This is a genomic window from Bradyrhizobium sp. RDM12 (assembly GCF_051917485.1).
Classification (GTDB): domain Bacteria; phylum Pseudomonadota; class Alphaproteobacteria; order Rhizobiales; family Xanthobacteraceae; genus Bradyrhizobium.
In genome coordinates this window covers 1,604,982-1,617,620 of the sequence record NZ_CM133064.1, presented here as the reverse complement: position 1 = coordinate 1,617,620, position 12,639 = coordinate 1,604,982, and the positions used below count along the sequence as shown (strand labels likewise).

At 65.5% G+C, this 12,639-nt stretch carries 10 protein-coding genes and 2 pseudogenes; 7 read left to right on the top strand and 5 right to left on the bottom strand.

Translation table 11 applies throughout. The features are described from left to right. Window positions 1-38: 38 nt before the first annotated feature. Window positions 39-1,265, bottom strand: a complete 1,227-nt coding sequence (locus tag ACTGJ9_RS07680) for a citrate/2-methylcitrate synthase (protein WP_456676574.1) — start codon at window positions 1,263-1,265, stop codon at window positions 39-41. Window positions 1,266-1,345: 80 nt separating this feature from the next. Between ACTGJ9_RS07680 and ACTGJ9_RS07675 the strand changes: the two genes are divergently transcribed. Together ACTGJ9_RS07675 and ACTGJ9_RS07670 are read left to right on the top strand one after the other, a co-directional pair. Continuing rightward, window positions 1,346-2,449, top strand: coding sequence for a citrate synthase/methylcitrate synthase (locus ACTGJ9_RS07675; protein ID WP_456676573.1), 1,104 nt, complete (start codon window positions 1,346-1,348; stop codon window positions 2,447-2,449). Window positions 2,450-2,601: 152 nt separating this feature from the next. Next, window positions 2,602-3,645, top strand: coding sequence for an HWE histidine kinase domain-containing protein (locus ACTGJ9_RS07670; protein ID WP_456676572.1), 1,044 nt, complete (start codon window positions 2,602-2,604; stop codon window positions 3,643-3,645). On the opposite strand, the gene ACTGJ9_RS07665 is transcribed toward ACTGJ9_RS07670, so the two are convergent. Further along, window positions 3,642-4,280, bottom strand: coding sequence for a J domain-containing protein (locus tag ACTGJ9_RS07665; RefSeq protein WP_456676571.1), 639 nt, complete (start codon window positions 4,278-4,280; stop codon window positions 3,642-3,644). The two genes, ACTGJ9_RS07670 and ACTGJ9_RS07665, sit on opposite strands and share 4 nt — an antisense overlap. Before the next feature lie 159 nt (window positions 4,281-4,439). Between ACTGJ9_RS07665 and ACTGJ9_RS07660 the strand changes: the two are divergent. Beyond that, window positions 4,440-4,703: pseudogene (locus ACTGJ9_RS07660) on the top strand (BolA family protein); the annotation flags it as partial. Between the two features lie 143 nt (window positions 4,704-4,846). Here ACTGJ9_RS07660 and ACTGJ9_RS07655 read toward each other — a convergent pair. The 3 genes and pseudogenes from ACTGJ9_RS07655 to ACTGJ9_RS07645 all read right to left on the bottom strand — a co-directional run bounded on the left by ACTGJ9_RS07655 (window position 4,847) and on the right by ACTGJ9_RS07645 (window position 8,007). Further along, window positions 4,847-6,151, bottom strand: a complete 1,305-nt coding sequence (locus ACTGJ9_RS07655; protein WP_456676570.1) for an HlyC/CorC family transporter — start codon at window positions 6,149-6,151, stop codon at window positions 4,847-4,849. Between the two features lie 94 nt (window positions 6,152-6,245). Beyond that, window positions 6,246-7,387 (bottom strand): annotated as a pseudogene (gene aroB, locus ACTGJ9_RS07650) (3-dehydroquinate synthase); the annotation flags it as partial. Next, complete coding sequence (locus tag ACTGJ9_RS07645) at window positions 7,384-8,007, bottom strand: shikimate kinase (protein ID WP_456676569.1); 624 nt, start codon at window positions 8,005-8,007, stop codon at window positions 7,384-7,386. The gene ACTGJ9_RS07645 and the pseudogene aroB, both read right to left, overlap by 4 nt. 170 nt (window positions 8,008-8,177) lie before the next feature. Between ACTGJ9_RS07645 and ACTGJ9_RS07640 the strand changes: the two genes are divergently transcribed. The 4 genes from ACTGJ9_RS07640 to ACTGJ9_RS07625 all read left to right on the top strand — a co-directional run bounded on the left by ACTGJ9_RS07640 (window position 8,178) and on the right by ACTGJ9_RS07625 (window position 12,542). Then, window positions 8,178-8,324: a histidine kinase gene (locus ACTGJ9_RS07640; protein ID WP_319335990.1), complete on the top strand. Its 147-nt coding sequence runs from the start codon at window positions 8,178-8,180 to the stop codon at window positions 8,322-8,324. Between the two features lie 17 nt (window positions 8,325-8,341). After that, entirely contained in the window at window positions 8,342-9,322 is a 981-nt protein-coding gene (gene xerD, locus ACTGJ9_RS07635; protein ID WP_456676568.1) for a site-specific tyrosine recombinase XerD, read from the top strand. A gap of 313 nt (window positions 9,323-9,635) precedes the next feature. Beyond that, on the top strand, window positions 9,636-10,598 hold the full coding sequence (locus ACTGJ9_RS07630; protein WP_456676567.1) for an acetyl-CoA carboxylase carboxyltransferase subunit alpha: 963 nt from the start codon (window positions 9,636-9,638) through the stop codon (window positions 10,596-10,598). A 432-nt stretch (window positions 10,599-11,030) separates the two neighbouring features. Next, window positions 11,031-12,542, top strand: coding sequence for a L,D-transpeptidase family protein (locus ACTGJ9_RS07625; protein ID WP_456676566.1), 1,512 nt, complete (start codon window positions 11,031-11,033; stop codon window positions 12,540-12,542). Window positions 12,543-12,639: the final 97 nt, after the last annotated feature.

Below are 12,639 nucleotides of genomic sequence, written 5' to 3'. Positions count from 1 at the left end.
TGCAATCGGTTCCCTGGGGCCAGTGGGATGCCTGGTCTCTAGGCCCTCTCGACGGCCGCCAATCTTCGTCCCGGCGCCGGCCCCACATACCGTGCCCGCGGCCTGATCAGCTTGCCGAACTGCAATTGCTCGCTCGCATGCGCGATCCAGCCGACGCTGCGGGCCATGGCGAACAACGCGAGCTCGCTGCCTCCCGGCAGGCGCAGCGCGTGCACGAGCACGGCGAGCACGTAGTCGATGTTGACGAACTCTCCGGTTGCTTCCGCGATCCGCTCGGGCACTTCTTTCGTGAATTTGCGCGGCGCGCCGGCGCGCGCCAGGGCGTTCAGCAGCGATTGCGCGCGGGGATCGCCGCGCTTGTAGACGCCGTGGCCGAAGCCCGGAAAACGCTCGCCGAGCGCAACGCGCTCGCGCACCATCGGCTCGACGTCGCGGTCGACCAGCGCCTTGACGAGCTGCGAGGCCAGCACGCCGGCGCCGCCATGTTTCGGGCCTTTCAGCGCGGCGAGGCCGGCGATGACGGCGTCGTAGAGATTAAGGCCGGTCGAGGCCGCGCAGCGCGCGGTGAAGGTCGAAGCGTTCAGCTCGTGATCGGCCAGCAGCACCAGCGCGCGGCGGATCAGATCGGGCGCGTGCTTGTTGTCGGGTGCCCAGATGCGCGCGATGTGCTGATGCAGCGGCTCGGGTGAAGTCTCGGCATTGAGCATGGTCGCGACCAGCAGCCGGACGATGCGCGCGCCGACCATCGCGCGGCCATCGGGCGCGCGGGTGAACGCGCGGGTGTCGGCGCTGCTCGCGAGCGCGAGCACCGCGATGGCGCGATCGATCGGAGCTGCGCGGCGCGCAGCCTCCGCAATCGCACGCATCTCGTCGGACATCGCAGGCTGATTATCCGGCGCGAAGGGATCGACGTCGGAGACGTCCCAGAGCAACGTTGCGGTGTGCTCCAGCGTGTCGTTCTCGGCGAGATCGACGCAGTTGACGCCGCGGTAGATCGCGCCCTCCTCGGTGATGGTCGAGATCTCCGTGTCCATGACAGGCAGATCGGCATCGAAGCTGCGCAAGCCGCGCGGCTCCGGCGCCGGCACCCGGCGCTCCTTCAGGGCGCGGACATCCTCGGCGCGGTAGCGATTCTTGCGCGAATCCGGCGTCGGCTCGGAGCGGATCAGGCCGCGGCTGACATAGGCGTAGAGCGTGGCCGGCGAGATCGCGAGTTCGGCCGCGGCTTCCCGGGCGGAGAGATACAGGCCTTCCGAATTTCTCATATTGATTGATATAATCAAGATTGATCAATCTGTCGAGAGGCCCGATTTTCTCCTGGTGCAGTGCCAAGGAGATTAGGGCCATGAACATCCATCTCACCAAAAGCCAGATCGGACTGGACGGCGTTCCCGCGGCCGAGACCGTGCTGAGCCATGTCGACGGCGAGCGCGGCGAGCTCATCATCGCCGGCGAGCATGTCGGCCGCCTCGCCGCCAAATCGAGCTTTGAGGGCGTCACCGCCCGGCTCTGGAACGGCGCCAGCAAGACCACCCTCACCGAAGCCAATGTCCGGTCGAGCCTGGGCGTCGCGCGCGAACGCGCCTTCGCACGGCTCTCCGAGCTGCTGCCGGCAACCCAGGGCATGGGCATCGTCGATGGATTTCGTGCCGCGGTCGCGGGCCTGCGCGCCGAGCACGGGCTGGAGCATGAGGCCACGATCGTCGGCGCTTTTCCGGTGATCGCGGGCGCACTGGTCCGCCGCGTAAATGGGCTCGACCCGATCGCGCCCGATCCGACCGTGAGTCATGCCGCCGATACGCTGCGCATGCTGCATGGACGCGAGCCGCCCGCGCGCGAGGTCAGCGCGCTCGATGCCTATCTCGTCACCGCCAGCGACCACGGCATGAACGCCTCGACCTTCACGGCGCGCGTGGTGGCCTCGACGCAGGCCGATCTGTTTGCTGCCGTCACTGCCGGCTATTGCGCGCTCACCGGCCCGCTGCACGGAGGAGCGCCGGAACCGGTGCTGGAAATGCTCGATGTGATCGGCTCGCGCGAGCGGATCCAGCCCTGGGTGGATGCGGCGCTGGCGCGCGGCGAGCGGATGATGGGCTTTGGCCACCGCGTCTACCGCGTGCGCGATCCGCGTGCCGACGTGCTCAAGACTGCAGTCGAGGCGCTCGCCTCTGACGGCACCGACCTGCCATTTGCCGGCGAGGTCGAGGCCTATATCCGCGCAGCGCTACGGAAGAAGAATCCGGAGCGGCCGCTGGAGACCAATGTCGAGTTCTTCACCGCGATCCTGCTCGATGCATTGGCAATCCCAAGGCAGGCCTTCACGCCCGTCTTCGCAGTGGCACGTTCGGCCGGCTGGACCGCGCATGCGCGCGAGCAGCAGCGCACGGGACGATTGATCCGGCCGAGTTCGTCCTATGTGGGGGCGACGCCGGAGGCGTCCGGCAACTGAGGGGCAAGGGCGAGGCGGCGGCGGAGCCCAGCTCCGTCGTCGTGCCGACGAAGTTCTATCGCCGGGCTGAGGAGAGTCCACAGGTTCCTGACGCGCGCCCTGGAACATATGCGCGTCCAGCGCATTGCTTGATCTCGCCCCAGAGGAAAGCAATGCTGGACTTGTTTGGACAAGCGGACGAGGCCAGGATTGGCGAGATCGCCGCGGGCTATGCGGCAAGCCGGGTTGAAGCGGGAGTGGATTCCGAGAGGCGGTTCCGGGACTTGCTTCAGGCGCTGCCTGCCGCGATCTACACTACCGATGCAACGGGCCGCATCACTTTCTTCAATGAGGCCTGCATCGATTTTGCCGGGCGCACTCCAAAAATCGGCGAGATGTGGTGCGTGACGTGGAAGCTCTATCTGCCGGACGGCACGCCGCTCCCCCACGATGAATGCCCGATGGCTGTCGCGCTCAAGCAGAACCGGCCGGTGCGCGACGTCGAGGCTGTGGCCGAACGGCCGGACGGGTCGCGGATCTGCTTCATGCCATATCCGACTCCGCTGCGCGACGAACACGGCCGACTGGTTGGCGCGGTGAACATGCTGGTCGACATCACGGCTCGCAAGCAGGCCGAGCAGCGAATGATGCTCCTCGCCTACGAGGTCGATCATCGCTCGAACAATCTGCTCGCGGTGACCCAGGCCATGCTGCGGCTGACGAAGGCCGAGACCGCGGCAGAATTCCAAGCCGCGTTTCAAGGCAGGCTTAGCGCGCTTGCCAACGTGCAGAGGCTGTTCTCGGCGTCGCGCTGGACCGGCGCGAGTCTGAAGACCATCGTCGAAGAGGAACTCCGGCCGTACGCAAGCCCGGACGGCGATCGTATCAGCATCGCTGGAGACGACATCCGCCTGCCGGCGACGCTCGCCCAATCGATTGCGGTCGCCGTGCACGAGCTGGCCACCAACGCCGCCAAATACGGTTCGCTGGCGACGCCATCGGGTCGGCTGGACGTTCGCTGGGAAAGCAGCGAGGCCGAGCCTCTCGTGCTTCGCTGGTGCGAGAGCGGCGGTCCACGGGTCAATGAGCCGACGCGCCATGGTTTCGGAATTGGCGCCGTCGACGGTATCATCCGGACCTTGCGCGGAAGGATCACCCGGCAGTGGAAGCCGGAGGGATTGGTTTGCGAACTCGCCTTTCCCGAGCTTGTAGGTTAGGCCTCGCGCACCACGGTCTTCAGATAATTATACGCCTTGATGATCTCGATCAGGCGATCCTCGGTGGAGCGGTCGCCGCCATTGGCATCGGGGTGGTGCTGCTTCACCAGGGCCTTGTACTTGGACTTGACGTCGGCGAGCGTCGCACTGGGGCCGAGGCCCATGACCTGGAGCGCCTTGCGCTCGGCGTTCATCACCTTGCGGGTTTCGACCTTGGGCTGGGCGGCCTCGGGCCCCTTCCGCCAGCCGGTGCGGCCGTTGAGCTCCGCGAACATGCTGAACGGATCGAAGGCGCCGTCGATCTCGGCTTCCGCGCCTTTCTTGACGCCGCCATTGGCGCCCATCTTCCAGGTCGGACGGTGGCCGGTCAGCGCATCCTTCTGGTAGCGCGCGACCGCATCGGCGTTCATGCCGGAGAAGAAATTGTAGTTCTGATTGTACTCGCGAACGTGGTCCAGGCAGAAGTGCCAGTACTCGCGTTGGTTATCGCGTCCCTTCGGCGCGCGGTGCGCGCCCTTGTTCTGGCACCCGGTCCATTCGCAGGCGACCACGGTATCGCGCGGCTTCACCTCGGGCTGCTTGCCCCGCGGCTTCACGCGGATGGAGTCGAAGAACTTTGATGAATCGATCGGCATGGCTGACTTTGACTACGCAATGCGAAAACCTTCAAGTCTTGACATTGCAATTAGGTACTAACCCGCAGCCGAAGTTTCACTTCGGCGTTCTCAAGAACGGCCGCCCGTTGGGCGGTCTATGCAATTGACGGAGCACGATCGCAGGATTTAATGGCACTCATGGTTATGAAGGACACTATCAGCAACAAGTTGCAGGAAGCTTTCACGCCGGAAAGCCTGCAAGTCGTCGACGAGTCACATTTGCATGAGGGCCACGCAGGCCATCGGCCGAGCGGCGAGACGCACTTTCGTGTGTATATCGTGTCGCAGGCGTTCAAAGGGAAGAGCCGGGTCGACCGCCATCGCATGATAAATGCCGCGCTGGCCGCGGAACTTTCCGGCAGCGTGCATGCGCTGGCAATCCAGGCGCAGGCGCCGGGGAAGGATAACGGCTGTCACGCCCCGCGAAGGCGGGGCATCCAGTACTCCGTGACAGCGTGGCTAGAGCCGAGCCGCTGCGGCGTACCGGATCGCCCGCCCCAGTGCGCAAGCGCGCACAAGGCGGCTGATGACGCCGAGTGTGAGGTCTAGAACGACGTGCCGGCCCGCTTTGGCCTGGCGTCCTCCAACTCCGCGTCGCGCGGCACCGGTGAAATACGGAGTGCGGTGATGCGATTGCGTTCGCGGCGGAGGACGCGGAAGCGGAAGCCGTGGAAAGTGAAACTCTGGCCGCGGTCGGGGATCGATTGCGCTTCGTGGATGACGAGGCCCGCAACCGTCGTCGCCTCTTGATCGGGCAGGCGCCAGTCCATGGCGCGGTTGAGGTCGCGGATCGGCACCGAGCCGTCCACCACCACGGAACCGTCCGGCTGGGCGCGCACGCCGGCGACCACGACGTCGTGCTCGTCGGAGATGTCGCCGACGATCTCTTCCAGAATGTCTTCCAGCGTCACAAGACCTTCAACTTCGCCGTACTCGTCGACGACGAGCGCGAAATGGGTTTTTCGCCGCCGGAACGCCTTGAGCTGCTCGGAGACGGTGCGCATCTCCGGCACGAACCAGGGCGGCAGCGCGATGGTGGAGACATCGATGCGCGAAGTGTCGCCGTCGGAGGCGCGGATCGCGCGCAAGAGATCCTTGGCGTGGAGCACGCCGATGATATTTTCGGGCTTCTCGCGCCAGAGCGGGATACGGGTATATTCGGTCGCCAGCACCTCGCGCACCAGTTCCTCGGCCGGCAGATCGGCGTTGATCATCATCATCTCGGTGCGATGGATCATGACGTCGGAGACCTGCAGCTCGCGCAAATCGAGCAGGCCGCCGAGCATGTCGCGGTCCTGCTTTTCGACCTTGCCCTCGTGGTGCAACAGGTCGACCGCGCCGCGCAGGCGCTCGGTCGGCGACAGAATTGCCTGGTGCTCGCCGGCAAGGCCGAACAGGCGCATCAGCAGGCGCACGATGACTTCCACCACCCGCAGCAGCGGCCCCAGCACGTACATGGTCAGCCGCATCGGGCGCGCGACCGCGAGCGCCATCCGGTCCGGCGCGTTGATGGCGATGGTCTTGGGCAGCACTTCCGCGAAGATCACGACCAGCGCCGTCATCACGCCGGTGGCATAGAGCACGCCGACATCGCCGAACCAGGCGGTGAAGATCGAGGTCGCCAGTGCCGAAGCGCTGATATTGGCGATGTTGTTGCCGAGCAGCAGCGCGCCGATCAGGCGCTGGCGCATGTCGAGCAGTTGCGAGACCACGTCGGCGTCGCGATTACCCTGCTTGGAGAGCCGCAGCATGCTGGCGCGCGAGGCGCCGGTCAGCGCGGTCTCGCTCGCCGCGAAGAAGCCCGAGACGAGCAGGCAGATAATGACGATGGTGAAGCCGAGCCAGTCCATGCAACACTCTGGTTTCGTCTGTCGCGTTTCCTCGACGCGAACCGGTACCCACTTCGCTCGAAAACGCTTTAGCGTCGTTCAACCGCGCGTCATGCCTTTTGCGCAAGCTTTCTTTGAGGAAATCGCGCACCGGCGCCGGCTCGACATCCTTGGCGATGACGGCACGCCCCACAGCCTCCAGCAGGATGAAGGTGAGCTTGCCGCGCTTGACCTTCTTGTCCTGGGCCATCAGCGCCATCAACGCGTCGGCGTCGGCGAGGCCTTCCTGCGCGAAGCCCGCGATGTCCTGCAGGCGGGTCGGCAAACCGGCCTCGATGAGATGCTGCTCGACGCGGGCCGCGTCGGCCTCGCCGATCATGCCGAGCCTTGCGGAAAACTGCGCTGCCAGGGTCATACCGATCGCAACGCCTTCGCCGTGAAACAGGCGATCGGAGAAACCGGTCGCGGCTTCCAGCGCATGGCCAAAAGTATGGCCGAGATTGAGCAGCGCGCGCTCGCCGGTCTCGCGCTCGTCGCGGGAGACGACACCCGCCTTGGCACGGCAGGAGGTCGCGATGGCGTGCTCGCGCGCCGAGCCCCCTTGAAGATGTCCGCGTGGTTCTTCTCCAGCCACGCGAAGAAGGCCTCGTCGCCGAGCACGCCGTATTTGGCGACTTCGGCATAGCCGGCGCGGAACTGCCGCGGCGAGAGCGTGTCGAGCACGGCAGTGTCGGCGATGACCAGCACCGGCTGGTGGAAGGCGCCCAGCAAATTCTTGCCCTGCGGCGAGTTGATGCCGGTCTTGCCGCCGACGGAGGAATCGACCTGCGCCAGCAGCGAGGTCGGCACCTGCACGAAATCGACGCCACGGCGCAGGATCGCCGCCGCAAAGCCGGCGAGATCGCCGACCACGCCGCCGCCGAGCGCGATGACGAGATCGTTGCGCTCGATTTTCGCGGCGATCAGGGCTTCGCTGACCTTTTCCAACCCCGCATAGGTTTTCGAGATCTCGCCTTCCTCGACCACGACGCGCGAGGTCGGAATGCCGGCGGCGGCGAGCGAGGCCTCGGTCGGCTCGAGCCAGTATTTTGCAACGGTGCGGTCGGTGACAACAGCCGTGCGCACGCCGGGGCGCAAAGCGGCGATCCGCTCGCCGAGCGAAGACAGCACGCCGCGGCCGATGACGATGTCGTAGGCGCGATCACCGAGCGCGACATCGACATTGACGGGATCAGAATGCTTCAGGGGCGCGGTCATCGAACGGCACTCGCGACGTCGGCTGGGGAATGGGACGCGCTCTCCCCGCAAAGATGGGCGCGCAGCGTCTCGATGGTCTCGTCGACGATTCTGTCGTGCGGCACGTCGCGCGAGGCGATGGTGAGATCGGCTTTGCCATAGACCGGCTCGCGCTCGGTGAGCAGGCGCGTCACGGTGCCCTCGGGATCGGGAGTCTGCAGCAGAGGCCTGTCGGCGCGGCGGCGGACGCGTCGCATGATCACGTCGTGGTCGGCCTTGAGCCAGATCGAGATCGCCTTCGCCGCGATGCGGTTCCGCGTCTCCTCGCGCATGAAGGCGCCGCCGCCGGTCGCCAGCACGATCGGCCCGCCGTCGAGCAGGCGGGCGATCACCCGCGCCTCGCCGTCGCGGAAATGCGGCTCGCCATGGCGCTCGAAAATCTCCGGTATGGTCATGCCGGCCGCCGCCTCGATCTCGGTGTCGGCATCGACGAAGGGCAGCTTGAGCCGTGCCGCCATGCGGCGGCCGATGGTCGACTTGCCGACGCCCATCATGCCGACCAGCACGATCGAACGCGCGCCCAGCGCCGACAGGATGTCGGCCTCGGGGCTCGCTTGTGCTGGCAACGCGGCGTCGGACATTGGATCTTGCTCTGGATCTCGCTCGATTTGCCGCCAAAGGCGGCATCCCGGCCACCTATACGACCCCCTCGGGGCCCTCGCCAGAGGACTCTTGCCACGAAACGGCGAACATGTTGGATGATTTCATTGGTTAATTTGCCCGTTCGAGACCCTCGCCGAGACCTTGCCCGATGCCCAGTCTGTTCCGCTTCCTGACGGTCGTCGCCGTGATCGCCGGCATCGTCTATGGCGTGGTGTTCGCGCTGGCCAACTTCGTCAATCCGAAGCCGCGGGAAATGACGGTGACGATCCCGCCGGATAGGTTTCTCAAGAAATAGGAGCTAGCCTCCGGGGCATGCGCAAATCCTCTGCCAGCAAGCCCTCCGACGCCAAGCTCACCGGCCTGTTCCTCGACATGCTCGCGGCGGAACAAGGCGCCGGGCCCAACACGCTCGACGCCTATCGCCGCGACCTCACCGATTTCTCCGAGTTTCTCGGCCGCTCCGGCCACAGCTTTGTGGACGCCGAGACCCAAACGCTGCGCGATTATCTAGGCGACCTCGATGCGCGCGGCTTCAAATCCTCCAGCGTCGCACGGCGGCTGTCGGCGATGCGGCACCTGTTCCGCTTTCTCCTCAATGAACGCATCAGAGCCGAAGATCCCGCGGCGATCCTGTCCGGGCCCAGGCGCGGCCGCGGCCTGCCAAAGGTGCTGTCGATCACCGACGTCGATCGCATGCTGACGCGCGCCAAGGAGATGAGCGAGGCGGCGGACGCCTCGCCGTCACAGCGACTGCGCGCTTTGCGGCTCTACTGCCTGCTCGAGGTGCTCTACGCGACGGGCCTGCGCGTCTCCGAGTTGGTGTCGCTGCCGCGCACGGCCGCCAAGCGCGACGCCCGCATGATCGTGGTGCGCGGCAAGGGCGACAAGGAACGCCTGGTGCCGCTCAACGCGGCGTCGCGGCAGGCGATGGCGGATTACCTCGCGGCGACGGAAGCGGCCAAGGAAAACAAAAAGGGTGAGAACAAGAGCAGTGTCGCGACCACGAAATGGCTGTTTCCCTCGTTCGGCGAAAGCGGGCATCTGACGCGGCAGCATTTTGCCCGCGACCTCAAGGAGCTCGCGATGGCCTCGGGGCTTCAGGCCCGCCTGGTCTCCCCGCACGTGCTGCGCCACGCCTTTGCCAGCCACCTCCTGCACAACGGCGCGGATCTGCGCATCGTGCAGACCCTGCTCGGCCATACCGACATCTCGACCACCCAGATCTATACCCATGTGGTCGAGGAGCGGCTGAAGAGCCTGGTGCGCGACCTGCATCCGCTGGCGGAGAAGTAGGGAGGTCTCGTGCCCCGGACGCGGCGCAGCGTGAAACGATGCGACGCAGAGCCGGGGCCATGCTCGCTGGGTCCCGGCTCTGCGCAGCAGCGCTATAGAAGCGCTGCAGCGCGTCAGGGACACGAGATCCGGTCGGGACGACAACCGCAAACCGCCTTGACTTCGGCTACATCTCCGCAGAAAGAGCCGTGGCCTCATTCGTGATTTGGCGCGCTCCCGGGAGTGCACAGGTCAAGCCATTGAAGAAGCTACACTTCTTTGCGAGAAGCCAACCCTGCTTCGCCTCTCCGCCCCGTCCTCCTATATTGAGTTGATGCCAGACCAGATGCGCAGCTATCTCGACTTCGAAAAGCCGGTCGCCGAGCTCGACTCCAAGGTCGACGAGCTCAGGACGCTCGCTGCCTCCGGCACCGACATCGCCGAGGAGATCGGACGGATCGAGGACAAGGCGGCGCAGGCGCTGGCCGACCTCTATCAAAACCTGACGCCGTGGCAGAAGACGCTGGTCGCGCGGCATCCGCAGCGGCCGCATTTCAACGACTTCATCAAGGGCCTGATCACCGAATTCACCCCGCTCGCCGGCGACCGCAAATTCGGCGAGGACGAGGCGCTGGTCGCAGGCTTCGGCCGCTTCCGCGGGGAAGCGATCTGTGTGATGGGCCAGGAAAAGGGCGATTCCACCGAGAGCCGCATCAAGCACAATTTTGGCATGGCCCGGCCCGAAGGCTATCGCAAATGCGTGCGGCTGATGGAGATGGCCGAACGGTTCGGCCTGCCCGTGCTGTCGCTCGCCGATTCCGCCGGCGCCTATCCCGGGATCGGCGCCGAGGAGCGCGGCCAGGCCGAGGCGATCGCGCGGTCGACCGATGCCTGCATGGCGCTGACCGTACCGAACGTCGCCATCATCACCGGCGAGGGCATGTCGGGCGGCGCAATTGCGATCACCACCGCCAACAGGGTGCTGATGCTGGAGCACGCGATCTACAGCGTGATCTCGCCGGAGGCCGCCTCCTCCATCCTCTGGCGCGACGGCAGCAAGGCGCAGGAAGCCGCCAACAACATGAAGATCACCGCCCAGGACATGCTGCGCTTCGGGGTGATCGACAGCATTCTGAAGGAGCCGGTCGGCGGCGCCCACCGCGACCCGGCCGCCATGATCGCCACCACCGGCGATGCCATCGCAAAAGCCTTCGACGAGCTGCGGGGGCTGGACGGCGACGCCATCCGCAAGCAGCGCCGGCAGAAATTCCTCGATATCGGCCGGAAACTGGGCTGATTCGCCCGATTTCAGCCTTGTAGGGTGGACAAAGGCGCAAAGCGCCGTGCCCACGAACTGGTCGGGCGGCAGGGAATGGCGGGCGCACGCTTCGCTTTGCCTACCCTACTGGACCTCCCTCCGACGGCCCCGGTAACGCCGTATTAACCCTTTTTTTGCCCAAATCGGCGATCTCAGTAACAGTTTGGCAGCAGCGCCTAATTCAGTCCCAGTTCCGGCCCAGTTTAAGTCCCTGTTGACCACGCCTGTCGGGCAACGGGCTCGTGATCCCCAGTCGGGTTGCGACCCAACGGCGCGGAGGTTAGAATTTTAATCAATGGCTTCAGGGCATCAGCGCTGGAGCTTGGTCTGAATCAAGTCCGGATATCCGGTCAGGCCATGCTTCGAAGATCGGGGTTCGCGCTCCTTGCCCGGCACGTTGTGGGGTCCATCTTGAATTCTCGTTCGCTTGCTCGTGCGCTTTTGGCTTCGGTCGCGCTTGCCGCCAGCATTGCGCTGGCAGGCTGCGACACCGACCAGGTCTCGCTCGCGACCAACGCCAAGGCCAACCAGCCGGTCTCGCCGAAGCTCGTCACCGCGATGGGCGAGAAGGACATGGATCTGCAATCGCCGATCCTGATCCGCCTCTTCAAGCAGGAGGCCGAACTCGAGATCTGGAAGCAGACCCGCTCCGGCCAGTTCGCACTGCTCAAGACCTATCCGATCTGCCGCTGGTCGGGCGACCTCGGTCCGAAGGTGCGCGAAGGCGATCGCCAGGCGCCGGAAGGATTCTACTCGATCAATCCGAGCCAGATGAATCCGCAGTCGGCCTATTACCTCTCGTTCAACACTGGCTTCCCCAACGCGTTCGACAAGGCGCTCGGCCGCACCGGCTCGCAGCTGATGGTGCATGGCGATTGCTCGTCGCGCGGCTGCTACGCGATGACGGACGAGCAGATCGCGGAGATCTATTCGCTCGGGCGCGAGTCCTTCTTCGGCGGCCAGAAGGCGTTCCAGTTCCAGGCTTATCCTTTCAGGATGACGCCGGTGAACATGGCCAAGCACCGCAACAATCCGAACATGGCCTTCTGGAAGATGATCAAGGAAGGCTATGATCATTTCGAGGTGACGCGGCAGGAGCCGAAGGTCGACTTCTGCGAGAAGAAGTACGTGTTCGACGCTGCGAAGGCGCCCGACGCCAAGCGCGATCCCGTGTTCGACGCTTCCGCGAAGTGCCCGGCCTATGTGATCCCCGAGGACATCGCCAGCGCCGTGCGCGAGAAGCAGGCGAAGGACGAGGCCGAGTACAACAAACTCGTGTCCAAGGGCATTCCGGTGGCGCGCTTGAACACCGGCATCGATGGCGGCATGAACAAGATCTTTGCCGCGAAGATTCCGGAAGGCTCGACCGGCCTGTCGGAAGGCGCCGAAGGCAATACGCTGCAGATGCTGGCGATGTCGAAGGCGCCGGGCACGATTCCCGGCACCGTCAATCCGCCGAAGCCGAATCTCGAGGCCGCGGCCGCGGCCGCGCCGCAGGAAGAGCCGGTCGTTGCGGTCGCCGCACCCGCGACCAGCACCCGCGTCGCCTCGGCCGACAAATCCGGCGGCTTCTTCTCCAATCTCGGCCGCAAGATGGGCCTCGGCACCGCCGACACGACAGCGACCGCCTCAGCGCCGCAAGCGACCGCATCGGTGGCCCCCGCGCCCGCAGCGCCGAGCACCGCCTCCAAGCTGAAGGCTGCAGTAAGCCACTTCGTCCACCGCGATGCCTCGAAGGACAAGCTAGCCGTGGCCGCGAAGCCCGCCGAGCCGGCAAAGCCCGCCGAGACCAAGGTCGCCGCAACGCGGCCCGCGTCGAAACCGTCGATGAACGATGGTGCCGTTGGCGGCGCGCAGATGGCCGGCGCAGCGCCGGTGGTATCGTCGAACTCGTTCGACAGCCGGTTTGGCGCGGTGAAGTAAGCGGGTTTTCGCGACCCCTCTCGCCCGCCCCGATTCTGACCAAGCTTACGGCCGCCCCGGAGGATCGACAGCATTCCAAGGTCTGAAACCGCTTGGA

Bases quoted from the DNA above. Each gene is read 5' to 3' on its own strand.
- ACTGJ9_RS07680 (WP_456676574.1), bottom strand. From the start codon at position 1,265: ATGAGAAATTCGGAAGGCCTGTATCTCTCCGCCCGGGAAGCCGCGGCC.
- ACTGJ9_RS07640 (WP_319335990.1), top strand. From the start codon at position 8,178: ATGCCCAGTCTGTTCCGCTTCCTGACGGTCGTCGCCGTGATCGCCGGC.
- ACTGJ9_RS07645 (WP_456676569.1), bottom strand. From the start codon at position 8,007: ATGTCCGACGCCGCGTTGCCAGCACAAGCGAGCCCCGAGGCCGACATC.
- ACTGJ9_RS07630 (WP_456676567.1), top strand. From the start codon at position 9,636: ATGCCAGACCAGATGCGCAGCTATCTCGACTTCGAAAAGCCGGTCGCC.
- xerD (WP_456676568.1), top strand. From the start codon at position 8,342: ATGCGCAAATCCTCTGCCAGCAAGCCCTCCGACGCCAAGCTCACCGGC.
- ACTGJ9_RS07670 (WP_456676572.1), top strand. From the start codon at position 2,602: ATGCTGGACTTGTTTGGACAAGCGGACGAGGCCAGGATTGGCGAGATC.
- ACTGJ9_RS07665 (WP_456676571.1), bottom strand. From the start codon at position 4,280: ATGCCGATCGATTCATCAAAGTTCTTCGACTCCATCCGCGTGAAGCCG.
- ACTGJ9_RS07675 (WP_456676573.1), top strand. From the start codon at position 1,346: ATGAACATCCATCTCACCAAAAGCCAGATCGGACTGGACGGCGTTCCC.
- ACTGJ9_RS07655 (WP_456676570.1), bottom strand. From the start codon at position 6,151: ATGGACTGGCTCGGCTTCACCATCGTCATTATCTGCCTGCTCGTCTCG.